The 22,616-nt window shown below is 64.7% G+C and carries 18 protein-coding genes and 1 pseudogene; 5 read left to right on the forward strand and 14 right to left on the reverse strand.

Annotation, left to right across the window (positions count from 1 at the left end):
• Positions 1 to 332, forward strand: a pseudogene (locus AAFM29_RS03620) (hypothetical protein); the annotation flags it as partial.
• A gap of 9 nt (positions 333 to 341) precedes the next feature.
• Here AAFM29_RS03620 and AAFM29_RS03625 read toward each other — a convergent pair.
• The 4 genes from AAFM29_RS03625 to AAFM29_RS03640 form a co-directional block, all read right to left on the reverse strand.
• Positions 342 to 1,130, reverse strand: coding sequence for an alpha/beta fold hydrolase (locus AAFM29_RS03625; protein WP_341711455.1), 789 nt, complete (start codon positions 1,128 to 1,130; stop codon positions 342 to 344).
• Positions 1,127 to 2,740, reverse strand: a complete 1,614-nt coding sequence (locus AAFM29_RS03630) for a wax ester/triacylglycerol synthase family O-acyltransferase (protein WP_341711456.1) — start codon at positions 2,738 to 2,740, stop codon at positions 1,127 to 1,129. Before AAFM29_RS03630 ends, AAFM29_RS03625 begins: the two co-directional genes overlap by 4 nt.
• Before the next feature lie 155 nt (positions 2,741 to 2,895).
• The gene (locus AAFM29_RS03635) at positions 2,896 to 4,017 is read right to left on the reverse strand and encodes an NAD(P)/FAD-dependent oxidoreductase (protein ID WP_371830708.1); all 1,122 of its coding nucleotides are present in this window, start codon (positions 4,015 to 4,017) and stop codon (positions 2,896 to 2,898) included.
• 51 nt (positions 4,018 to 4,068) lie between these two features.
• A complete protein-coding gene (locus AAFM29_RS03640; protein ID WP_341711458.1) occupies positions 4,069 to 5,352 on the reverse strand; it encodes an APC family permease in 1,284 nt (427 codons plus the stop codon).
• Positions 5,353 to 5,427: 75 nt separating this feature from the next.
• On the opposite strand from AAFM29_RS03640, the gene uvrC reads away from it, so the two are divergent.
• Positions 5,428 to 7,389, forward strand: a complete 1,962-nt coding sequence (uvrC, locus tag AAFM29_RS03645; RefSeq protein WP_341711459.1) for an excinuclease ABC subunit UvrC — start codon at positions 5,428 to 5,430, stop codon at positions 7,387 to 7,389.
• Between the two features lie 27 nt (positions 7,390 to 7,416).
• On the opposite strand, the gene AAFM29_RS03650 is transcribed toward uvrC, so the two are convergent.
• Complete coding sequence (locus tag AAFM29_RS03650) at positions 7,417 to 8,727, reverse strand: hypothetical protein (RefSeq protein ID WP_341711460.1); 1,311 nt, start codon at positions 8,725 to 8,727, stop codon at positions 7,417 to 7,419.
• 206 nt (positions 8,728 to 8,933) lie between these two features.
• On the reverse strand, positions 8,934 to 9,515 hold the full coding sequence (locus AAFM29_RS03655; protein WP_341711461.1) for a helix-turn-helix domain-containing protein: 582 nt from the start codon (positions 9,513 to 9,515) through the stop codon (positions 8,934 to 8,936).
• A gap of 100 nt (positions 9,516 to 9,615) precedes the next feature.
• Here AAFM29_RS03655 and AAFM29_RS03660 point away from each other — a divergent pair, with 100 nt between their 5' ends.
• Positions 9,616 to 10,410: an alpha/beta hydrolase gene (locus tag AAFM29_RS03660; protein ID WP_341711462.1), complete on the forward strand. Its 795-nt coding sequence runs from the start codon at positions 9,616 to 9,618 to the stop codon at positions 10,408 to 10,410.
• Positions 10,411 to 10,425: 15 nt separating this feature from the next.
• On the opposite strand, the gene AAFM29_RS03665 is transcribed toward AAFM29_RS03660, so the two are convergent.
• Together AAFM29_RS03665 and AAFM29_RS03670 are read right to left on the reverse strand one after the other, a co-directional pair.
• Entirely contained in the window at positions 10,426 to 11,220 is a 795-nt protein-coding gene (locus tag AAFM29_RS03665) for a class II aldolase/adducin family protein (protein ID WP_341711463.1), read from the reverse strand.
• Positions 11,221 to 11,230: 10 nt separating this feature from the next.
• Complete coding sequence (locus tag AAFM29_RS03670; RefSeq protein WP_341711464.1) at positions 11,231 to 11,824, reverse strand: HD domain-containing protein; 594 nt, start codon at positions 11,822 to 11,824, stop codon at positions 11,231 to 11,233.
• Positions 11,825 to 11,881: 57 nt separating this feature from the next.
• Between AAFM29_RS03670 and AAFM29_RS03675 the strand changes: the two genes are divergently transcribed.
• On the forward strand, positions 11,882 to 12,535 hold the full coding sequence (locus tag AAFM29_RS03675) for a Crp/Fnr family transcriptional regulator (RefSeq protein ID WP_341711465.1): 654 nt from the start codon (positions 11,882 to 11,884) through the stop codon (positions 12,533 to 12,535).
• Between the two features lie 7 nt (positions 12,536 to 12,542).
• Here AAFM29_RS03675 and AAFM29_RS03680 read toward each other — a convergent pair whose 3' ends face one another.
• Positions 12,543 to 14,264 carry an alpha/beta fold hydrolase gene (locus AAFM29_RS03680; RefSeq protein WP_341711466.1) on the reverse strand — a complete coding sequence of 574 codons (1,722 nt, stop codon included), beginning with the start codon at positions 14,262 to 14,264 and terminating at the stop codon, positions 12,543 to 12,545.
• A gap of 153 nt (positions 14,265 to 14,417) precedes the next feature.
• Between AAFM29_RS03680 and AAFM29_RS03685 the strand changes: the two genes are divergently transcribed.
• Positions 14,418 to 15,233: a universal stress protein gene (locus AAFM29_RS03685; protein WP_341711467.1), complete on the forward strand. Its 816-nt coding sequence runs from the start codon at positions 14,418 to 14,420 to the stop codon at positions 15,231 to 15,233.
• Between the two features lie 25 nt (positions 15,234 to 15,258).
• Here the strand turns inward: AAFM29_RS03685 and AAFM29_RS03690 are convergent, their stop codons facing one another.
• From AAFM29_RS03690 to AAFM29_RS03710, 5 genes are all read right to left on the reverse strand, one after another.
• Complete coding sequence (locus tag AAFM29_RS03690; protein ID WP_341711468.1) at positions 15,259 to 17,037, reverse strand: DEAD/DEAH box helicase; 1,779 nt, start codon at positions 17,035 to 17,037, stop codon at positions 15,259 to 15,261.
• Positions 17,038 to 17,162: 125 nt separating this feature from the next.
• Positions 17,163 to 19,835: a DEAD/DEAH box helicase family protein gene (locus AAFM29_RS03695; protein ID WP_341711469.1), complete on the reverse strand. Its 2,673-nt coding sequence runs from the start codon at positions 19,833 to 19,835 to the stop codon at positions 17,163 to 17,165.
• 351 nt (positions 19,836 to 20,186) lie between these two features.
• The gene (locus AAFM29_RS03700; protein ID WP_341711470.1) at positions 20,187 to 21,107 is read right to left on the reverse strand and encodes an acyl-CoA thioesterase II; all 921 of its coding nucleotides are present in this window, start codon (positions 21,105 to 21,107) and stop codon (positions 20,187 to 20,189) included.
• Positions 21,108 to 21,139: 32 nt separating this feature from the next.
• Positions 21,140 to 22,174 (reverse strand): hypothetical protein, encoded by a 1,035-nt coding sequence (locus AAFM29_RS03705; protein WP_341711471.1) that lies wholly within the window; start codon positions 22,172 to 22,174, stop codon positions 21,140 to 21,142.
• On the reverse strand, positions 22,171 to 22,616 hold a 446-nt coding region (locus AAFM29_RS03710), incomplete at its 5' end, for a GNAT family N-acetyltransferase (protein ID WP_341711472.1). The genes AAFM29_RS03710 and AAFM29_RS03705, both read right to left, overlap by 4 nt.

Below are 22,616 nucleotides of genomic sequence, written 5' to 3' on the forward strand. Positions count from 1 at the left end.
GCGGGCTGTTCTGGAACGGCTACGGCGTGCGCCTGTCGGGACGCTATCAGGGCAAGGCGGTGCTCCGCGGCAGCGGCCTGCCGGGGTCGAGCGACCTGTTCTACGGCGATCTCGCGACCTTCAACATTCGGCTCTTCGCCGACCTTGGGCAGGCCTTCAAGCAGAAGGACGGCTTCCTCAAGGGCTTCCGCGTCGCCTTCGTGGTCGACAATGTCTTCGACGCGCGACGCCGGGTGACCGATGTGCAGGGCAATGTCCCTGACGCCTTCGATCCGCTCCGGCTCGACCCGGTCGGGCGCTATCTGGGCATCGACCTCAGGAAGCAGTTCTAGCGCTGGCGATCAGTGCAGGCGCGACCTCGGGAAAATGAGGTTGGCGATCCCGCGCGGCGAGAACTTGCGCCACTTGCCTTCGGGCTGTGCCAGCCGGTCGGCCACGGCAAAGGCGACGGCCGGGTTGACCCCCAGGCCGCAATGACTGGCATAGACTTCGATATTCTCGCAATGCTCGTGGTCGCCCGCCTGGACCGATCCGCGCCAATGGACCACGCCATCGGCCTTGGTCAGGATAGAGGTGGTGGGGACCGGCGGGGCCTTGCCCAGATCGCGAAACTGACCCTCGCGCACCGGTTCCGGCTCATGACCATTGAGATATTCGAACAGGCGGCGGGCATTGGTGTGGCCACGATCGTCGCTGATCGGACTGCCCAGGCTGATCACCATGCGCACCTTTTCAGGCGCCAGCTTGGCCAGTTCGCGCGCGAAAACGCCGCCGAGGCTCCAGCCGACGATGCTGATCTTGCCGCCGGTGCGTTCGTGCAGCGTGTCGACGCAGGCCATCATCGCCGCGATGCGTGCATTGTCGACGCGGACATTGCGGCCAAGGTTCCAGCCGACCGCATCATAGCCGAGGCTGTTGAGCAAGGAACGTAGCGGGGCGGTCGAGGAGTCTGACGCCATGAAGCCGGGCAGGACCAGCACGCCATGCCCGTCACCCTTGGGCAGGCGGCGCATCAGCGGCCGCAGGGCGTAGAAGCTGGCGAGTTCGCCCATCGCCCGCGGTGGCTCGGTCAGCATCAGCAGCGTGTGCGGTGGGCGGGCCTCGGCCTCGATCGTGGTGGTTGCGTTCACGCCTTTGGTGTTCCTTTCCCTTTACGGGCAGCCGTTGTTCGGCTGGCGACCCGCTTGGTGCCCTTGGCGGGCGTCTTTTTCCTGCTTGTGGTAGCCCGCTTCGTGGCGGCGGGCTTCTTGGTTACCGATGCCTTCTTGGGTGCGGCCTTCGCGGGCCCCTCGGCCTTGGCCGCTGGGGCCGCCGCATTGGCGGCTTTCGCCGCGTCGCGCAGCTCGTGGAAACTGTCCTCGATACATTGCACGTAAAATTCAGGGTCGGGCAGCAGCTCGCGGCAGGCGGTGAAGGAAATCGTCGCCTCGTCGGTATAGCTTTGCACCACATGGCCCAGGCCCATGCCGTCGGTCAGACACAGCAGGCCCATCATGCTCTCGAGGCGCGCACCCGATGAATAGATCGGCACTGGCGGGCCCGGGACATTGGTCACCACGGTGGTGAAGACCGGACCCACGCCGCGATTGGCCAGGCCCAGCCGCGTGTAGAGCTGTGCACCCAGGCTCATCCACAATGCCGGGCTGACCTTGCTCATCTCGGTCATGTTGCGCGCGCCCATGGCGTCGGTCATCGCCTTGGAATTGGTCGTGCGGTCATGGACGAATTGCAGCCGCTCGAGCGGATCCTCGATCTGCGTGCCCAGCGGGGCGACCATCGCCGCCACCTGGTTGCCCATGTCGCCCTTCTCGTCCTTCGCGCGGACAGAAATTGGCGCCATGGCGGTCAGCGTCTTCTTCGGCAGGTCGTCCTTGGCCAGCAAATATTTGCGCATCGCCCCGCCGACGATCGTCAGGAAGACGTCATTGACCTTAGCCCCCGGCACTGCGGTGCGGATCGCCTTGATATCGGCCAGCGGTACGCTGCGCCCTTCGACCACGCGATGGCCGGAAATGGCCCGGTTGAAGCGGGTCTTGGGGGCGATCATCTCACCCGAGACATTGAATTCCTTGGCGACCAGTCCCTTCAGCGCCTTGGCCAGGCCAGGGGCAGCCTTGGCGGCAACCTCGATCTGCTTGAGCGGGTTGGTGAGCGCGTTGAAATAGCTCTTGCCGAGCAGTTCCACCGGATTGGGGACCTTCTCGGGCTTCCATGAATCCGCCGCTGGCGGTGGCGCCTCATCGGGCGAAAGCGTGTGCATCGCCTCCATCAGGTCGATGCCGCTCATCCCGTCGATCGCCGCATGGTGGACCTTGGTCACCATGGCAAAGCTGCCCTTGGGCACGTTGGGGATGTTCTCCAGCCCTTCGACCACCGTGAATTCCCATGGCGGGCGGGTCAGGTCGAGCGGGCGGGCGAAGATCCGTGCCGCCTGGATGCATAATTGCCGCCAGTCGCCCGGCTTGGGCAGGGCAATGTGGCGGACATGGTATTCGAGGTCGAAATCCGGGTCCTCGATCCAATAGGGATAATCGAGATCGAACGGCACACGCACCATGCGCTGGCGAATGGTGCGGCTCAGCTGTTTGCGGCTTTCGAAAAAGGCGAGGATGTCCTTGAAGCGGACGAAGCCCCCTGGCGCAGTCTCCGGGTTGTAGATGAGGATCGAGCCGATGTGCATCGGCGAATTGCGCGTTTCCAGCGCGACGAAGCTCGCATCCATCCCCTGGAGTTGGCGCATAGAAGTCCTTTCGCGCTACCGCTTCGCTATTTGAGCGCTGCGGATATGTCCTCTCCCGGCCTGCATTTTTCAGGTCCGAATGCTGCAGAAGCTAACACAGGGGTTTGGCGGGTCAACTTGCCGCCTAGGTCAAGCATTTCCCTAGCGGCGAGGCACTACAACGCCTCGCCCGCGGCGACCGCGCTGGCCCAGGCCCACTGGAAGTTATAGCCGCCCAGCCACCCCGTCACGTCGACCGCCTCGCCGATCGCATAAAGGCCGGGAATTCGCTTTGCTTCCATGGTCTTGGACGACAGTTCAGCGGTCGAAATGCCGCCCACCGTGACCTCGGCCTTGGCAAAGCCTTCGGTGCCGTTGGGATGGAATTGCCAGCGGCCCAGGCGCTCCCCGGCGGCACGCAGGGCCTTGTCGGCCGCATTGCCCAGCTCGCCTGGAATCCCCAGCTTTTCGGCGAGGATGTCGGCCAGACGATCGGGCAGGGCGTCGCGCAGCAGGCTGCGCAGGGTGGCGCGCGGCTGTGATCGCTTTGCTTCCAGAGGCCAATCCGGGCTCCGTCCGGGCAGGAAATCCACGGCCACCGGATCACCCGGCCGCCAATAGGAACTGACCTGCAGGATCGCCGGTCCGGACAGGCCGCGATGGGTAAACAGGGCAGCCTCGGCAAAGCTCGTCTTGTTGGCCGTCGCGACAACCGGGGCGGACACGCCCGAAATCTCGCGAAACAGCACTTCCTCGCCGCCCAGCGTCAGCGGCACCAGCGCGGGGCGCGGTTCCACCACCTTGAGCCCGAATTGCCGCGCGAGGTCATAGGCGAAGCCGGTTGCGCCCATCTTGGGGATCGAAGGCCCGCCGGTTGCGATGACCAGCGCCGGCGCGGTGTAACTGCCGGTCTGGGTTGTGACGGTGAAGGACCCGTCATGCGTAACCGCGGCGATCTCTTCGCCGCAGCGCAGCTCGACCCCACCTTTCGCGCATTCTTCCAGCAGCATCGCGACGATCTGCTTGGCCGATCCATCGCAGAATAGCTGGCCCAGCGTCTTCTCATGCCAGGCGATGCCGTAGCTTTCGACCAGCTCGAGGAAGTCGCGCGGCGTGTAACGCGCGAGCGCGCTCTTGGCGAAATGCGGATTGGCGCTGAGGTAATTGGTCGGACCTGCGCCGATATTGGTGAAGTTGCAGCGCCCGCCACCCGAGATGAGAATCTTCTTGCCCGGCGCTTCCGCCTTCTCGAGCACCAGCACGCGCCGCCCGCGCTGCCCGGCACGCGCAGCGCACATCAGCCCGGCGGCGCCCGCGCCAAGAATTATCGCATCGTAGTCAGTCGTCACTCAGGCCTCGGCGGCGGCCGGTTCCTGCCGGCTGCGCGCGGCGGCGAAGTAGAGGATTGTTCCGAGTCCGACCAGACCGACAAACACGATCCACGCCATCACGCCTGCCTGGGACGCGATCCAGATCGACGTTGCCAGGGCGAGGGCGGCCACCAGTTGGTGCCATGGATTGCGTATTCCTTCGCGCCATTCGAGCATCGGCAATGCGGCTGCAGTGATGACATAGGTGAGCATGCGGGTCAGCGTGCTCGCGGTCGCCAGCAGGGTGAAGCCGCCCGCCACGGCCATGATAGCCGAGCCAATGCCATAGAAGGCGATTGCATTGGCGGGCGTGAGGAAGCGGGGGCTGACGCGCTCGAACCAGCTCGGCAGCATTCCCTGCTGGGCCATGCCGAAGGGAATGCGTGGGACCACCACCACGCTGCCGAAATTGTTTGCGGCGATCGATGCACCCGCTGCGATCACGATGAGCATTGTGCCCCAATCGCCCAGCGCAACCTGCGCCGCTGCGGCCATGGGGTTCTCGGTCGCGTCGAGGGTGGGAGCGATGGTGAGATAGGCCCAGATAACCAGCGCGTAGATTACCGTCACCCCCGCCAGCACGGTCAGCAACACACGGGGAATATCGCGTTTGGGGTCGCGATATTCCCCGGCAGGCACGGTCACGGTTTCGAATCCGGTAAAGCCATAGAACAGCAGCAGGATCACCGATTCTGCCTGGCTGAATTGCGGCAGGATCAGCGGTTGCCCGGCAAATCCGCCGAACACGGCGGCCAGCACGATGATTGCGAGCGGGACCAGTTTGAGCACCGTCATCGTTCCAAGCACCACGACCGAGCCGCGCATTCCCGCCACGCTGATCATCGTCAGGATGGCGAAGAATCCGACAATGGTGAATTTTTCGATGGCGGGTGTCTCGAGCGCAGGAAAAAGCGTGGCGAAATAGGCGATCATTACGTGCGTATTCGCGGCCAGGGCTACAATCCCCGAGGCGAAGCGCCCCCAACCGGCCTGGAATCCCACGAAGTCGCCGAACGCATCCTTGCCGTAGAGCACCGGGCCTCCGGATCCGTCGTATCGCGCGGCGAGCCAGCCGAAAACGAGTATCAACGGCAGGAAGATCACTCCGGCGATCAACAACATCCATGGCGCGAAGCTACCAACTGCAGCGACCAGCAAGGCGGGCAGGGCAAAGATGCCCGACCCGATCATCCCGTTGATCTGGAAAAGCGATGTTCCCCAGAACCCCACCGCGCGCGGTGGCACCAGTTTTCCCCCCGTCATGGGATAGGGGTGCCCGCAAACACCCTCGGGTGCAAGCGATTGAGAAAAGGCGCGCTGCCGCCTATCTCAACCGCCATGTCGCGCACGAAAGCTGGTTCTCCTCCCGACCCCCGAGGCAAGGAGCGTTTCAACGAGGAACGCGCCACCTATACGGTCGCCAGCGCACAGCCAGACCTGGAAGCGGGGATCGCCGCGATCCGCGAAACGGTGAAGACGCTCAAGCCCAAGCCGGGCGTCTATCGCATGCTCGATACGCGCGGCGACGTGCTCTATGTCGGCAAGGCGCGCAGCCTCAAGGCGCGGGTGGCCAATTACACGCAGGTCAACGGGCTGACCAATCGCACGCTGCGGATGATCAGCCAGACGCGCGCGATGGAGATCGTCACCACCAATTCCGAGGCGGAGGCGCTGCTGCTCGAAGCGCAGCTGGTCAAGCGCTACCGCCCGCCGTTCAACGTGCATCTGCGCGATGACAAGAGCTTCCCCTTCATCCTGCTGCGCGCCGACCACACCTATCCGCGGATCCAGAAGCATCGCGGGGCGCGCAAGGCCAAGGGCAATTACTACGGCCCCTTCGCCAGCGCCGGATCGGTCAACAAAACGCTGAACGCGCTGCAGAAACTGTTCCTGCTGCGCAGCTGCAGCGACAGCTTCTTCAACAATCGCGACCGGCCTTGCCTGCTCTACCAGATCAAGCGGTGTTCGGCCCCCTGCGTCGGGCGGATCGACGAGGTGGGCTATGCTTCGCTGGTGCGCGAGGCGAAGGACTTCCTCGGCGGCAAGTCCAGCGCGGTGCAGCAGGATCTCGAGAAGCAGATGGCCAGGGCCGCGGAAGAACTCGATTTCGAGACCGCCGCGATCCTGCGCGATCGCTTGCGCGCGGCGACCTTCATCCAGGGCAGCCAGGCAATCAATGCGCAGGGCGTGGGCGATGCCGATGTCTTCGCGCTGGCGACCAAGGGTGGGCAGGTTGGCGTGCAGGCCTTCTTCATCCGCGGCGGGCAGAACTGGGGCCACCGCACCTTCTACCCGCGCAACACCGGCGACCTCGAGATGGCGGAGGTGCTCTCCAACGTCCTGCTGCAGTTCTACGAGGAGGTGCCGCCGCCGCGCACCATCCTGACCGACCGCGAATTGCCCGAGCAGGAACTGGTGGCCGAGGCGCTGGCGGCCAAGGCCGGGCATGCGGTGGCGATCTCGATCCCGCAGCGCGGCACGCGGCGCAAGCTGATGGAGCAGGCGCAGCGCAATGCCGTCGAGGCTCTCGATCGCCGACTGGCGGAAACCGGGACCAAGGCGCGCATCCACCGCGAGCTTGCCGAGTTCCTCGAACTCGATGAGGTACCGCAGCGGATCGAGATCTACGACAACAGCCATATCCAGGGCGACAAGGCGCTGGGCGCGATGGTTGTCGCCAGCCCCGAAGGCTTCGAGAAGGGCCAGTACCGCAAGTTCAACATCAAGACTGCGCAGACCAATGACGATTTCGGCATGATGCGCGAAGTGATGGAGCGGCGCTTCCGCAAGCTCGCCGAAACCGGCGAAGACGACGACGCACCGAGGGGCAAGGGCCACGAAGCGATCTGGCCCGACCTCGTGCTGATCGATGGCGGCAAGGGCCAGATGAGCGCGGTGCGCGAGACGCTGGAAGAACTCGGGATCGAGAACGTCCCGCTGATTGCCATCGCCAAGGGCCCGCACCACGGGCGCGAGGGGCGCGAGGTGTTCCACTTCCCCGACGGGCGCGAGAAGACGCTGCCGGTCAATTCACCGCTGCTGTTCTATCTTCAGACCCTGCGCGACGAGGTGCACCGCTTCGCCATCGGCGCGCACCGCGCCAAGCGCAGCCGCGCGATCACCGCCTCACCGCTGGATGAGATCCCCGGCATCGGCCCCGCGCGGAAACGCGCGCTCCTGCTGCACTTCGGCACGGCAGGGAAGGTGCGCGCGGCGGCGCTGGAGGACCTGCAACGCGCGCCCGGTATCAGCGAGGGCGTCGCGCAGCAGATCTACGATTTCTACCACGCTGGCGGGTGAACCTGCCGAATACCCCGAAGAAGGTCCCTATTTCTTCAAAGCCTGCTGGGCCAGCAACCCAAGCTCCGCGACGTCGTCGGCCACGGTGTCGGGGCCGCCGCTGCTCAGTCGTTGCACGCGCGAGATCGTGCTGTCTGTCGCGCCCAGGTCGCGTGCGATGCCAAGGAAGACTGCCTCGTTCCACGGTGAGCCGGTTCGGGCTGCAGTAAAGAAGGCGCGATTCAGGTCGTTCAACCCTCCATGCCCCACAGCCCGCAGCTCCTGATCCAGCGCCAGCCAGATCACCAGGCCGCATTGATAGTGGAGGTCGAAGTTACCCTCGGCGGTCGCCTTGTTCAAAGGGTACCGGGCCAGACCCTTTGAACAGGCTTCCTCAGCCTTGGCCTCCCGATCACTGACATATGCCTGTTCTGCTTCCCCGCGACCGGCCATTGCAAGGGCGGCCATCGCATCCGCACCGCCTTCGTGCAGCCAGCCTGCGTCATCGTCTCCCGGTAGCGAACCGACCTGGTCCTGCTGGAAGAGATGAGCTGCCTCATGGGCGAAGAACCAGTCCAGCCAATAGGGCGTGCCCGACGTCAGTCTCTGCTTGGCGTTCTCGCCGTCGAAATGGATGAATATCTGGTTGGGCAGGGTGCCACCCTGCGTCGAGATGCGACCGGTTGTCTCTGGCGTATCGTCCATTGAGACGTAGAGTTCCGGCTTGAAGGAAAGCGGGCCGTAGATCTTCGCGAAGAACATCATCGACATGGGTAGCGATCGGTCAAGATGCTGGCGAAGGCTGGTGGGCAGGCCGGGATCGACAATGGCGATAAAGCCATCCGCCTCAACTGGCGCGAGCGTCCCGATGAAGATGTTGGTGCCTTCCTCGTCACTTTGAAATGTGTCGTGATCGGGCGTCCGCCTTCCCGCGACACCAATGATCTTCCCCGGCGCTTCGACACTGATGGTGATCGGCTCGGTTCGATCACATGGCGCACTGAAACAGGTGTGGAACTGGCCCGAATGGATCAGCGTACTGCCATCGCTGAACGGCGAGAAGGGAGCGTAGCTCTTCGGAAGGAAGCGATAATCCACCGGGAGCGTGAAAGTGACCTGCTTAAACCTCCGCCCATCGCTTCTCTCGAGCCGTTCTCCTTCCCCTTCCTCGATCCACCGGAAACCATGGTCGACCGGCTGCCATCGCTCCAGGCGATATCCGCCGAGTTCCTGCGGAAAATGCAGCGCTTTGACCGGGCTTGCCAGATCATAGCTGATCGCGGCCTGGCCGGGCGATGACATGTCGATCGCCAGTGCCATGGCCGGTTGCGTTTCAGGGAGCTGCTGGGTCGTAGCCATGCAGCCGGTGAGGACCGTCGCCATTGCTGGGGCCAAGGCACTTCGTAAACTGATGGAGGCCATAGACCCTCGGCTTGCTGTGCAATTGGGCAGCAGATGGCATGAATGCTCGATCTGCAAAAGCCGTAATCGATCAGCGATTTCAGCCAATTGACGCGCGGGAAACCGCGGTGGGGCGCACCTGTTTCAGGCTGGATTGCGGCCCATTAGTGCGCCGCTTCGCTCTCGAAGTAGCGTGCGACTTCTTCGGCGGCGCGTTGCAGGGGGGCTGCGCTGCGTTCGACCCGCGATTGCACCAGGGCGCCTTGCAGGGCGGAGGTGGCGAGCAGGGCCAGGCTGTGGGCGCGCGATGGCGCGAAGCCAGAGCGGGTGAGGGCTTCAGCGAGGACTACGTTGCGCGCCGCATAGGCGTTGCGGCCGGCTTCCGATATCGCGCGATCCTGCGGCGCCAGCTCGAGCAGCACCGTCGTCATCGGGCACCCGTCGCGAAAGTTCGATTTGGCCATCCACTTCCCCAGCAGCGCCGCGTGCGCCTTGACCAGTTCGCCGGGCGAGGCTGCCGTATCGGCCAGTTCGGAGAGCGTCGCGGCGGCGCGCCGGCCGGCCTCTTCGATCGCGGCGACGGCGATCGACGGCTTGCCCTGTGGGAAGTGGTAATAGAGCGAGCCCTTGGGCGCCCCGCTATGGTCGACGATGTCGTTCACCCCAGTCGCCGCATAGCCGTTCTGTCGGAACAGCCGCAGCGCAGCCTCGATGATCGGCACGCGATGCTTCTGGGGCGGCGCCATGGAAATCTCCTGATAACGATGCCACTCAGCTATTATATTGACCGGTCTAAATCAACGCGGGAACGCCGAGTCCTTCACTTGCCCCACACTGGAGGACGAATTGGACTTTGCATCGACCGAACCCGCGCTCGAACTCGCCGGCGCGCTTGCCATCGGACTGGGGACCTCGATCCCCATGCCCGAACGCCCACAGGACACGGAGCGCCTCGCTCGCTTTGAAAACTTTCGCTTCGGTCACGACGCCAGCCGGATCGGCTGGGCGGTGGGCGAAGGCCCGACGGTGCTGCTGGTCCACGGCTATTCGGGGCGCGGCGTGCAGATGGCGGCGATCGCCGAAACTCTCGCCGCGCAGGGATTTCGGGCGGTCTTCTTCGATGCCGGGGGGCACGGGAATTCGCGCAATGAGAAGATCGGCTTCTTCACCTTCATCGAGGATACGCGCGCAATCGCGGCGCATCTCGGTGGCGAGATTCACGCCATGATCGGCCATTCCGCGGGCGGCCTGGCGATGATGCGCGCGCGGGACATCCATGGCGTTCGCGCCAGTCGCTACGTGGTGATCGCCGCGCCGTTCTTCCCTTATGTCCCGCTCGAGACGATGCAGGGGCGCGGCGCGACCGAAGAGGCGCTGGGATACGTCAAGGCGATCCTGGCCGACCAGTTCCGCACGAGCTGGTCAGCCCTCGTTGCCGGAGCCGCCTACAAGCCCGAACCGGGCACGCCGCTGCTCGCCATCTACGACCGCGACGACGATCGCGTCCGCCACGCGGATGCCGATCGCCTGCAGGTGCTTTGGCCGGGTACCATCACCGTCAAGACCGAGGGCTTTGGCCACAACCGGGTACTGCAGGCGCCGGAAACCCTCGCCGCGATCGGCGATTTCATGCGTCAGTGAGCGACCTCGCCCCGATCAGTTGCGGAAGCTTGGGTCGATCCGGTCGAGCTTGCGCAGCAGCGCCGGCCAGGCGAGCTTGTTGGCGATCGGGGCCATGCCGTCTTCGGGCGTCTGGTTCTTGACCTTTTCGGGCGTGCCTTGCGGCGGGTTGTGCAGCCCGTCGCGGCCCGCGGCGAGCATGCGGACCTGCGCATCGCAGGCGCGTTCGAGGAAATAGAGCCGCAGGAAGCATTCGGCCACGGTCTTGCCGATGGTCAGCGTGCCGTGGTTGCGCAGGATCATCGAGTGGCAATTGCCCATATCCTCGACCAGGCGCTCGCGCTCCTCGAGGTCGGTCGCGATGCCCTCATACTCGTGATAGGCAAGATCGCCCTTGGCGACCATCGCGGTCTGGGTGTGGTCCATCAGCCCTTCGGCCATGGCGCTGACCGCCTGGCCCGGTGGTGTGTGCAGGTGCATCACCGCATGCGCATCTTCGCAATTCATGTGCAGCGCCGAATGGATGGTGAAACCCGCCGGATTTACCGGGTGCGCGGTCGGCAGGACGGGGTTGCCGTCGACATCGATCTTGACCAGCGAGGATGCGGTAATCTCGTCGAACATCATGTCATAGGGGTTGATCAGGAAATGATGTTCGGGCCCCGGCACGCGGGCCGAAAGGTGGGTGAAGATCAGATCGTCCCAGCCATACATGGCGACGAGGCGATAGGCGGCGGCAAGGTCGACGCGGACCTGCCATTCCTCTTCGCTCACCGCGCCGCGGATGTGGCTGTCGTCGGTGACGGACTGCATTTCGAGTACGGTGGCCATGCTGCTCTCCTCAGTTCTGTTCCATTGCCGACTTGTAGATGCTGCTGCGCGGCCGTTCGAACAGGCGCATCACCATCGGCTCGAAGAATTCCAGCGGTTCGCTGTCGTAGTCCGGATCGAAGGCCGGACAGTCGTATTTGTCGATGAACTCGCGCGTCGCCTCGAAATAGGGCGAATCCCGGAAACGGTCGCGCATGTCCGGATCGAGCCCGACGAAGTGGAAGAAGTTGTTGCCCTGGAAGATCGCGTGATGCTTGACGATCCAGTGCAGCTCTTCGGAAACGAAGGGCTGCAGGATCGCCGCGGCGATATCGGCATGGTTGTAGGCGCCCAGCGTATCGCCAATGTCGTGCAGCAGCGCCATGACCACGTAATCCTCGGGCTTGCCGTCGCGATAGGCGCGGGTGGCGGTCTGCAGGCAATGGGTCAGGCGATCGACCGGGAAACCACCGAAATCGCCGTCGAGCAACTTGAGGTGCTGGAGGATCCGCGCCCCGCCGCTTTCGGCGAAGGGCTTCATATGCGTCATGATGATGTCCCAGTCTTCCTGGGTTCCTTCGGTCATGGTGCGGAATGCTGCGGTCTTCTCGAGCACTTCGGTCATCGGGCGGTCCTCTCCATCTGTTGCGAATCACCTTCTACGCGCGCATTGAAGCGAAGAATGCAAAGAACTTATCATTTCGCCGAAATGCAGCCCACCCGCGCCGAAGGGGACATCTTCGCCGCGCTGGTATCGATCGGGCATCGGCGGCGTTTCGCTTCGGGCACGCAGGTGCTGCACCGGGGCGATCCCGGAACCGGTTTCTGGCTGATCGAGAGCGGGCATGTGATGGCCTGCCGCTTCGGGCCGGAGGGGGAACGCACGCTCTTCGCGGTGCTGGGGCCGGGCGACCTGATCGGCGAACTGGCCTGCTTTGCCGGCCTGACCCAGCAGGTTCACGCGATCACCGAAGGCGAGGCATCGCTGGTGTGGATCGACATGGCGCAGGTCGACCGGTTGCTGGCCGACGGGCCGCATTTCGCCAAATGGATGCTCAGCGCGCTGGCCAACAAGCTGCGCACCGCGCTGGACCGGGTGGAGGGGGACCACAACCTGCCGGCGCAGGCGCGGATCGCGCGGGTGCTGGCCGATGTCGCCAAGCGCGAGGGGCCCGAGCTGGAGATTACCCAGCAGCAGCTCGCGGACTATGTCGGCGTGTCGCGCGTGACCGCGGGGCAGGTGCTCGCCCGCTTCGCTGCCGACGGCCTGGTCGAGCGTCGCTACGGCCGCCTGCGCGTGATCCAGGCCGAAGCCCTGGCGGGCTATTCGGGTTAGGGAGCGGTTACGCCTGCGTGGCGGTTCCGGCGACGACGTAGAGCGTGACCAGCAGCCCGGCGATCAGTCCCGCCGGGCGATAGCTGCCGGTGCGCTGCCAGGTGAAGGTGCCGATGATCGCCAGCGCCGTCAGCACGGGGACGAATTGCAGCGCGATGACCGTGCTCAGCGGATCGAAGGCGGTGATCAGCGTCCCGGTGGTCAGCAGCACGCCGTAGATGATCGCCAGCATCAGCGTGATGCCGCCCGCGAGGGCGAGGATGGCGGTGGCGTAGCGCCTCGCCATGCTGTCGCCCGCCAGCGTCAGACCCGCGAGCGAGCGCATCGTGACGAGGAAGGCCAGCGTTAGCGGGACAACATAGATCGCCGAGATGCCCAACTGCGCGGGGCTGGGGAGCTTGATCGCCACGACCCACAGCCGCAGGTCGGTGAGGAACAGCTGTCCGACCAGCCATACGAGGGCATAGCCGATAGCTACCGTCGCCAGGGCGAGGGCCAGCGAGCGCAGCCAGTCAGCCTTGCGATCCTCGACCTCTCGGCGAGTGAACCAGCCGACAGCCGCGCTGATCGCTGCCCCCAGCAGGGCCCAGGCGGTTACTTGCGTCGTTACCACCTGCGGCAGCGCCGGCGACGGCGGGACGAACAGGTAGATCAGCCCGAATACCGGGAAGAACAGCAGAGCCGGCAGGACGCTGGCGAGCGCGAAGTCGCGCCACCAGCGCCTGTCGCGCTTCTCATATCCGGTGTGGGGCGCGGCGCGAAGAGGCGCGAAGAAGGGTAAGCGGAGCAGCAAATCGATGCTTCCCAGAATCACCATGATGAAGCCGATCAGTCCGATCCCGGTACCCGCTTCCTTCCAGAACCAGGTCTGGTCGCTCGCGGGCAAGGGTTTGCCCCCGTCCAACGTTGCGGCGAACCAGTCGATCGCATCGCCGATCGCCGCGCGCGAGAAGTGATCGCCTGGGTGCGTCGTCGCGGGCTGGGTAAGTTTTCGTGCCGTGCCTGCCGCGATGTCACCGTAGGCGCGCCCTGCCTTGACCGGTCCGTCGGTTCCAAAGACCGCCTGCAGCTTGGCGCTGTGGGCAACGTCGCCCGCGCGGTCGACGCCCCACATGATCTGCGAGAACTCGTCATAGCGGCTGAACACCAGGCCAAGGTTGCGCGGCCACTCGGGCGAACCCTCCTGCGCGAAAGGGGCCCCGGTGGACGAGCCTTCGAGGACCATCGCCTTATAGGCATCGGGCATGGCCGCGGCGGCGGCGAGCACGGTCCAGCCACCCATGCTGTGCCCCTCCAGCCCGATATTGTCGGCGTCGACCATCGGCAGTGAACGGAGATAGGCTAGACCGTCCGGCCCGCCGAAGCCGTTGGAGAAGGCGGGGCCTTCGCTGTAGCCGTGCCCCGTCTGGTCGAGTGCCAGGACGACATAGCCGCGGCGGGCGAACTCGATCGCGAAGCCATCCTGCGTCTCGCGCGAATTGATGTAGCCGTGGACCGCGAGGATGCCGGGGGCGGGGGTCTGCGGCGTGGCATTGGCGGGGACGTAGAGCAGGGCGCTCATCTGCTTGCCGTCGGCGCCGGCAAAGCGGATGTCGGTAACGGTGGTGCCGCCGGCGCTGCGGATCGAGGCGGCGAGCATGCCGCCCGCCAGGACCAGCACCAATCCGACGATCAGCAGCCACCATTTCGGGCGCATTACAGGCACTTGCGAAGTCGCGGAATCAATCATCACCGAACTCTCCCCTGCAATGGCTTAACAACCGCGCAGAGGCTTGCACACTCCCCAGCGAAGCATCGGGCAAATTGATCGACATCAATGAGCTATGCGGCAATCGGCCTAGATTGCAGTATATCGAGTCTCTCTCGAACCCAGGAGGTTACGGTGCGTTCGATCCTTCTCCACGTGGAAAACACCTCGGCATTCGAGGACCGCTTTCAATATGCGCTCGACCTGGCGCGCCATTTCGGCGGGCACCTGTCGTGCTTCCAGGGCATAAGCCTGGAGACGATGGTTACGGCAGATTTTGCCGGGGTCGGCACGGGCATGGTGCTCGATTCGCTGCGACAGGCTGCCGACGAGCACCGCGCCAAGGTCGAGGCGGCGCTGGCGCAGGAAGACGTGCCGTGGGACTGGGAGACCGCCTATGGCCGAGAGGTCGCCAATCTGCAGCGCAAGGCGGCGCTCGCCGACGTCGTGGTGATGGGCCCGCTAGGCTGGGGCAAGGATGGCAGAGGCGCCTCACCGGTGGTCGCCGAGCTGGTCCTGGCGGTCGAGACGCCGATCCTGTTCGTGCCGCATGGCTTCAAGAGTTTCGATGCCACGCTTCCCGCGCTGGCCGCCTGGAACGGTTCGCGCGAGGCGGGCAATGCGCTGCGCTTCGCCGTTCCGCTGCTGCGCGAGGCGGGCGCGGTCTATCTCGCCAGCGTCGAGGAGCCGAGCAAGGACGGGCGCGTGGAACTGCCCGACACCGACGGTGCGGCCTATTTGAGCCGTCATGGCATCTCGAGCACGATCGTCGAGCTCGACCACAGCGACGGGACCGTGGCGCATACGCTGGTGCGCGCCGCGAAACTGCGCGACTGCGGGCTGATCGTGATGGGCGCCTATGGCCATTCGCGCCTGGCCGAGCTGCTGCTCGGCGGCGTGACGCGCAGCATGCTCACCGAACCGCCGCTGCCCTTGCTGCTGGCCCACTGACAAGAGCGGGCGGGGCCAAAGCCGGTTACTTGGCCGGCTTGCGCCCCTTGCCCTTGAAGCCCGGCTTGGGCTTGCCGGCGAAAGGCTTGCCGCCGCCGGGCTTGCCCTTGAACGCACCGCCGGGCCGCTTGCCCAGCGGGCGCGGGTGAATGCGCGGGCCGCCGTGCTTGCGGTTCTCGCGCGCCTCGACGCGCGGACCCTCGGGCGCCTCGACGATGGCGATCGCGTCCTGCTCGTCCTCGGGTGAGGCGGTGCGCTCCAGCGCGTCGGAGAACTTGGCGGCGATCGGGCGCGGGATCTGGAACCAGCTTTCATGCTGGCCCACGCGGATCGCACCGATTTCATTGCGGGTGATATGCCCGCGGCGGCAGATCAGCGGCAGGATCCAGCGCGGTTCGGCGCTCTGGCGGCGCCCGACGCCGATCTTAAACCACACCACATCCTCGAAGCCGGGGCGATGGCGTTCCGCCTTGGCCTGTTCGCGCGCCTCGGGGGTGTTGGCGAGCAGCTCTTCGGGCTGCGGCAATTCGGCCCGGTGCGCATGGACCAGCGCCGCGGCGATATCCTCGGGCGGCATGCGCTTGAGCAGTTCGGCGGCCAGCTCGCGATCGTCCTCGTCGAACTCGCGCGGTTCGGTGATCGTCTCGATCAGGCGACGGCGGTCACGCTTGCGGATCGCATCGGCAGAGGGGGCGTCGAGCCATTCGGCCTCGATCCGCGCGCCGCGCAGCATGCCTTCGACACGCTTGCGGCGGTTATAGGGAACCACGATCGCCGCGGTGCCCTTCTTGCCCGCGCGCCCGGTGCGGCCCGAACGGTGTTGCAGCGTCTCCGCATCGCGCGGAATCTCGACATGGACCACCAGGCTGAGGCTGGGCAGGTCGATCCCGCGTGCGGCGACGTCGGTCGCCACGCAAACCCGCGCGCGCCGGTCGCGCAGCGCCTGCAGCGCCTGGTTGCGCTCGCTCTGCGAATGCTCGCCCGACAGCGCGACCACGCCGAAGCCGCGGTTCTGCAATGTCGTGTGCAGCCGCCGCACGCTCTCACGCGTGGCGCAGAAACAGATCGCCGTCTCGGCCTCGTGGAAGCGCAGCAAGTTGACCACCGCGTTCTCGATCTCCGACGGGCCGACGGTGACGCATTGATAGGCGATATCGCCATGCCCGCGCGTTTCGCCCGCCAGTGCCAGGCGCAGCGCATCGCGCTGGTAGCGTTCGGCCAGGCGCACGATTGCCGGCGGCATGGTGGCGGAAAACAGCAGCGTGCGGCGGCCATCGGGGGTGGCGTCGAGGATTTCCTCGAGGTCCTCGCGAAAGCCCATGTCGAGCATCTCGTCCGCTTCGTCGAGCACCACGCCGATCAGGCCGGAGAGGTCGAGCGCACCGCGTTCGATATGGTCGCGCAGGCGCCCCGGCGTGCCGACCACGATCGCCGGTCCGCCGCGCAGCGCACGGCGTTCCTTGCTCGCATCCATCCCGCCGACGCAGGTGGCGATGCGCAGGCCCGCACCGGCATAGAGCCAGCCGAGTTCGCGGCTGACTTGCAGCGCTAGTTCGCGCGTGGGGGCGATCACCAGCGCCAGCGGCTGTTCGCACAGCGGCGAGCCGCCCAGTTCGCCGAGCAGTTCGTCGGCAAGGGCGAGGCCGAAGGCGACGGTCTTGCCGCTGCCGGTCTGCGCCGAAACGATCAGGTCGCGTCCGGCGACCTCGGGATCGGTGACCGCGGCCTGGACCGGGGTGAGGGTTTCATAGCCGCGAGCGGCCAATGCATCGCCGAGCAGCGGCGGCAGGGTTTCGAAAGACATGAATACTCGTTTTCATCGCGGCGCGGCGGTGCGGGGGACACGGCTCAAGCGCACGTCGAGCGGCCCCATAGCGAAGTTCGCACGTTTTGGCTTGCGGTTTCTTGCAGGGGTGGGGGTGGGACAAGTCACCGCCAGTCGGAACGGCGTTCAACTGCTCTTTGCATACCTGCCACCAGTGAAGCCCTTCGGGCCAAGAGCAGCACCTGACGGCCTTCCTCGCTGCGCGTTGCCACTGCCTTGCAGGGCCCCACGCGATTTGACCATTCGCGTGCAAAATTCTCCGCTGCTTCCCTGTTTTTCGAGAACAGCGTGGGGATGGCGTGATAGTCCCTTCCGTCACCCGTAAGGCCACCCTTCCGAACAAGCAGATAGCGTGGATTCTGGACTGGCCCCAACAACTCGATGACCGCATCCATCGCGAGAATGTCGATGCTGCGGCTTAGTCCTTCAAACGAGAGTGTGCGGGTACCGTCCAATTCGGCCGTCACCACAACCTGTGAATCTTGATATTCTTGGGCATCAAGCAAGGCTGCATGGCGCAGGCTGATCAGTACGACCTCACCTACCTGCCTCAGCCTGTTCTCCAGCGTGCCGTTGCGGACAGCGAGATGTAGGGCTTTGGCGACACGGGGCGCTGCAAAGACGGCCGCGGTAGTGGCTGCTCCGGCCAGTAGGACAAGAAGAGGCTGCGATCCCAGAGCGCTGATGAGTCCATAGGATCCTGCCATGGCCCCACCTGTCACTCCGCCGAGGGCCAAGGCTTCGAGAGTGTTTCGCCAAACAAGCCGTTGTGGAGTGTGCCGTGGGGCCGCGACCTCACGGACGTGCGCGCGCGATGGAGAATCGCCCAGCGAAGTGGCCCAATCACGCGCGATACTGGCTCGGTCTGCCGCGCGGGCGAATGTTGCCGTATTGGCCGCCTGCAAGGTCTGGTGATCTGCGAGCGCCAGGCGAGCTAGGCCAGTCCCTATTCGCGTTGATCCATCGTTTGAAATTCCGGCATAGGCATCAAACCGGCGTTCCAGCAATTTGACGTCGGCGGTGGGCCCAGACCCTTCTGCAATCCCTCCCCATTCGAGATCTTCGACAAGTCTGCCCATGGGGCCGATCGCAGTGGCGTCAGTGACAGTTGCGAGATGCCAGATGTTGGAGACCTTCTCAGGCCGATGCGGATCAATGCGTATCGCCCGCCCGCGCATCTGGTTGGACAACATATAGCTCGCCGAGTTGCTGGCGAGGATCAAGCTGTTGATGACGGGGGCGTCCCACCCCTCTCCCAACAAGGCCTGCGTCCCCACGAGGATGGTGATGTTCCCTCGTTGGAACAGCTCTGTGACCAACCCCACGAGTGCTCTCTTGCCATCGCCGCTGGCAGTCACGATCCGATGGGTATTGCAATGCGGAAGAGCGCGCGTTCCCAGATCGTTTTCGGGGATCCCATGGCCTGCGCCTAGATCGATCAGCGCATTGATGGCGTCGTTTGGAAGGAGAACCAGCGTCCCGGTCAGAATTCCGATCGACTGACCGGACAGATTCCTGCGGCGCAAGGTTTCGAAGATCGTGGCCACGCCAATCTTGGCTGGTTCAAACTTGGTGCCCGGACCGGTGGGCAAATCAGAGCCTCGCACATGATCGGCCAACACCAGCATTCGTAGGTCGCCCCGACATTGTGCGGCTTCAGCTTCTGCAATTGCCGCAATGCTGTCCAGCTTGGCACGATCGCCAGCCATCATCCGTACGATCCGCTTTGTTTCTCCCAGCCTGACCCGATCGCCTTCGATCAGGCCGTTTCGGTGAAGTCGGCTCGCCATGGCCTTGCGAGCATCGGCTTCGAGCGGAGATGTTTCGCCCAGGTCATACATCAGGGCATTCAGCAACGCCTCGAACCACCGTTCGGTCTGCATAGGCGCCGACGTCGCGCTGACACCAAGCAAGCGTAACGGATCCTCAGGCAATGCACGCCCGATGGCGTGGAGATGGACGAGCATTGAGGAGAGGATCGTTGGGTTGTCGAGGATTGGCGTCAGGTGCTCGAACGGCAGGCGCAACCATGGGTGGTTCTCGATGGCGTCGGCCAGCAAGGTGTCGGCCCTGACATCTTGTACGATGTCGGAGATTGCCTTGCGGCGTGCGTCGAGCATGACCAGCAAATCGTCGCTCGGTCGCGACAGGACGATATGGTCCTGATGCGGGCAGAGGTCTCCATTGCGAACCAGTTCAGGGATGCCGATCTCCAGGTCGATCGGCCCGCAGGCGCTTTCGAAGCGCCGCCATTCGGCAAGCGGTGCGTCGTAGGGCGGCGTGGCAGTGAGCGAGACGATCTTTGCATCGCCAAGTTCGCCAATCAGCATATCGAGCGCGCGCCACCATTCCCGTCGCAGGTGGTGTGCTTCATCGAGCACAAGTGTGAGGGGGGCATTTGCTCTTGCCCAAGTAAGCAGGGACTCGATCCGACCTTTCCCACCTTCGGCGTGTATGGCGTGGAGTGCCTGATAGGTCGCACATGTCAGAGTGGCAGGAGCCTCCAGCGAGAAGGACACCAACCCCTCTGCTGGTCGGCTGGCCATGAAGAGAGGGACGAGGCGGGCGGCCCACTGATCTCGGATCGTCAGTGATGGAGCGAGCACTATCGCCGGGCGGCCGAGCCGCCGCACCAGTTCCAGTCCGAGCACGGTCTTGCCCGAACCGGGAGCAGCGACGATGTTGATACGATCATCTGCCAGATGGTGATCGAATTCATCGAGCACGCGTTGCTGATAGTCGCGCCATGTCCCGCTGAAATGCATCGCCTCGAGCATGATCCTTCCATGCCCGGTAAGGTGCTGGCTGCAAAGCGAATCTCTGGTTTCGACTGCCGGTTCGGCGTTTTCCTACATCCCCGTCCGGTGCTAGCTTCACATCGGCTCTTTCAAACCGTCGAAATCCACACTCGTCGCCTGACCCTATGGATTGGTTCACGCAAAGGCACGCCCCGGATGTACTTCATCAACCAAACCCGCGTGTTGTTTATGGCAGGTGGGTCGGAGATGAACGAATCGGGGGAGTCTTGACTGTCCTATCGCTGCGCTGCTTGAGGACGTTCCTGTCTGTCCTATCGCTTCGCTACTTGAGGACGTTTCTGTCCGTCCTATCGCTTCGCTACTTGAGGACTAGGCGTCCTTCTTCACCCGATTCCGCATCATCCCCTCCTGCGCCACGCTGGCGACCAGTTCGCCCGCGCGGGTGAAGATTCGGCCGCGGTTGAAGCAGCGGCCATTGCCGCTCCACGGGGCGTCGGTGGCATAGAGCAGCCATTCGTCGGCGCGCGCCGGGCGGTGGAACCAGATCGCGTGGTCCAGGCTTGCGCCCACCAGTTCGCCGCGCATCCAGCTGAGGCCGTGCGGCAGCGCGCTGGTGCCGAGCAGGGTGAAATCGCTGGCATAGGCGATCACCGCGCGGTGCAGGGCCGGATCGTCGGGCAGGGGGGCGACGGTGCGGAACCAGCTATGCGCCTTGGGCTCGCTCGGCTCGCGGTTCATCCAGTGCAGCCGGCCCGCGGTGCGCATGTCGATCGGGCGGGGGCGCAGGAAGATCGCGCGCTGTGCTTCGCCCATGCGCTCGCCCGCGCGTTCGGCGATATCGCGGCGCACGTCCATGTCGCTCTGCAGCTCCTCGGGCGGAGTGACATCGGGCATTTCGGTGTCGTCGTGCGACAGGCCTTCCTCGGGCCGCTGGAAACTGGCGGTGAGGTTGAGGATGGGGCGGGTGGTCCCGTCTTCCTCGGTCTGGCTGGCGACCACGCGGCGGTTGGCGAAGCTGCGCCCGTCGAAATCGCGCGCGGTGGTGTAGCCGATGTCGATGCCTTCGGTCCCGCCGCGCAGGAAATAGGCGTGGAGCGAATGCGCCTCGAGCCCCTCGGGCGCGGTCGCCTGTGCGGCCTGCAGCGCCTGGGCGATGACCTGGCCGCCGAAGACGCGGCCGACGCCGCCGGGCTGCTTGCGGCCGGTGAAGGCATCCTCGCCCTCGCGCGAGAGGGTGAGCAGGCGGACGAGGCCTGCGACGAGTTGCTCGGGGGTTTTCTGTTCGCTCACGCGAGCGGCTTTGCGGGCGCTTTACGCTTGCGTCAAGTAGATGCTCGCCACTGGCGAAAGCCGTAGGCGGCAAGGCCGATGCCGAAGAACAGCTCGCGGTATTCGGAGCTGTCGTAGATCGCCACCATGGTGTGACCGAACAGCAGGTGGACCAGCTGGCCCACGGCGACCAGCGCGGCGAGCAGGTACCACAGCCGCGCCTCGCCAGATTGCCCGCCCCTGGTGGCACTTCGGGCGAAGGCGATGCAGGCGGCCAGCCCGATCCAGAATGCTGCCTGGACCGGGGCGAGGTTCCAGTGACTATAGGTGAAGATCAGCATGGGTGCAGAGATTGCCGCCACCGCGCGGTCGGGCAGCAGCGGGATGAAAGGCCGCACCGGCGTCCAGTCGGCCAGCCTCTCGCGCACCAGCGGCAGGAGCATGAGGAAGAGGCCGGTCGCCGAATAGAGCGCCAGCTCGGTGATATCGGTCTGGAAATTGTGCAGGTTGAATTCGCCCTGCCAATTATGCGCGGCGACCGCTTCGGGGGTGGCAAAGCCGATCTGGCGCTGGAACCAGCTGACTTCCTCCATGCCCATGACGAAGAACAGCGCGGTAAAACCGAATGCTCCCAGCAGGTGCAGCCACCGCCATGCATTCGCCGCCGTATCGCGAAGCAGGCTCCGCAATCGCAAGGCGCTGAAGATGCTGGCGAGGAAGAGCGAGAGCGCGGTCAACCACTCGATGGCCGAATCCTCGGCGCCGACTGCTTGGTAGAGATGTGGGTCGTAGAGCAGCAACAAACCGGCCCCGACGGCCAACGATGCGGCGAGATAGGCCAGTCGTGTCGTACGTTGCCCAAGCGGCATTGAATGGGCTGCTACTTGGCCGCTTCGGTTGATGCTCCATACCAGTGCAAAGCTCGCGAGTGCGATCAGCGCCGCCCGAAGGTAATGCCAGCTGCTGGCACCGGGCGCTTCCTCGCGGGCAAAGTGCCAGCCGAACTTCAAATGCTCATAGGCCGAGATACCAATAAGCAGAGCGGCCAGCACACTGGCAGCGGCAAGGACGGGCAGGTATCGATTCATCCGCGTCGTTCCCAAATGGGGCGCAAAAACATGGCGAGCATGCTCCCGCGCACGAACAGGATATCCAGCAGTTCCGCACCTGGAATCGCGCCCATTTCAGACTTGTAGCCAGCGTCGCCAAGGCCCCAACTCACCCGTCCGATGCCGAGCGTCGCGGCATGCGCGAAATCCTCATAGAGCAGCACACGTCCGGGCCCGAAGCTGGTAAAGCGATCGTCGTAATTGTTGGCGATGTAATAGCGTGTATCACCCGAGGCGACGCCAAAGGTGAATGCGGCCGGCGTATCCCCGAGCCATAGCAGGCTACCGAAAAGCATGGTGGCAAGCGCGGGATCATCGCACAGAGCTTCCCAATATCGGCGCATATCGGGATTGCGGAACTTGGTGTCGCCACCGTCCTTGAGCGTGCCCAGCCAGCTGTGGGCCTCAATCGCGGCCATGG

This window comes from Erythrobacter sp. (assembly GCF_038133525.1).
Lineage (GTDB): Bacteria > Pseudomonadota > Alphaproteobacteria > Sphingomonadales > Sphingomonadaceae > Qipengyuania.

Bases quoted from the DNA above. Each gene is read 5' to 3' on its own strand.
- AAFM29_RS03650 (WP_341711460.1), bottom strand. From the start codon at position 8,727: ATGGCTACGACCCAGCAGCTCCCTGAAACGCAACCGGCCATGGCACTG.
- AAFM29_RS03690 (WP_341711468.1), bottom strand. From the start codon at position 17,037: ATGTCTTTCGAAACCCTGCCGCCGCTGCTCGGCGATGCATTGGCCGCT.
- AAFM29_RS03675 (WP_341711465.1), top strand. From the start codon at position 11,882: ATGCAAAGAACTTATCATTTCGCCGAAATGCAGCCCACCCGCGCCGAA.
- AAFM29_RS03655 (WP_341711461.1), bottom strand. From the start codon at position 9,515: ATGGCGCCGCCCCAGAAGCATCGCGTGCCGATCATCGAGGCTGCGCTG.
- AAFM29_RS03630 (WP_341711456.1), bottom strand. From the start codon at position 2,740: ATGCGCCAACTCCAGGGGATGGATGCGAGCTTCGTCGCGCTGGAAACG.
- AAFM29_RS03705 (WP_341711471.1), bottom strand. From the start codon at position 22,174: ATGAATCGATACCTGCCCGTCCTTGCCGCTGCCAGTGTGCTGGCCGCT.
- AAFM29_RS03640 (WP_341711458.1), bottom strand. From the start codon at position 5,352: ATGACGGGGGGAAAACTGGTGCCACCGCGCGCGGTGGGGTTCTGGGGA.
- AAFM29_RS03635 (WP_371830708.1), bottom strand. From the start codon at position 4,017: ATGTGCGCTGCGCGTGCCGGGCAGCGCGGGCGGCGCGTGCTGGTGCTC.
- AAFM29_RS03695 (WP_341711469.1), bottom strand. From the start codon at position 19,835: ATGCTCGAGGCGATGCATTTCAGCGGGACATGGCGCGACTATCAGCAA.
- AAFM29_RS03665 (WP_341711463.1), bottom strand. From the start codon at position 11,220: ATGGCCACCGTACTCGAAATGCAGTCCGTCACCGACGACAGCCACATC.
- AAFM29_RS03670 (WP_341711464.1), bottom strand. From the start codon at position 11,824: ATGACCGAAGTGCTCGAGAAGACCGCAGCATTCCGCACCATGACCGAA.
- AAFM29_RS03680 (WP_341711466.1), bottom strand. From the start codon at position 14,264: ATGATTGATTCCGCGACTTCGCAAGTGCCTGTAATGCGCCCGAAATGG.
- uvrC (WP_341711459.1), top strand. From the start codon at position 5,428: ATGTCGCGCACGAAAGCTGGTTCTCCTCCCGACCCCCGAGGCAAGGAG.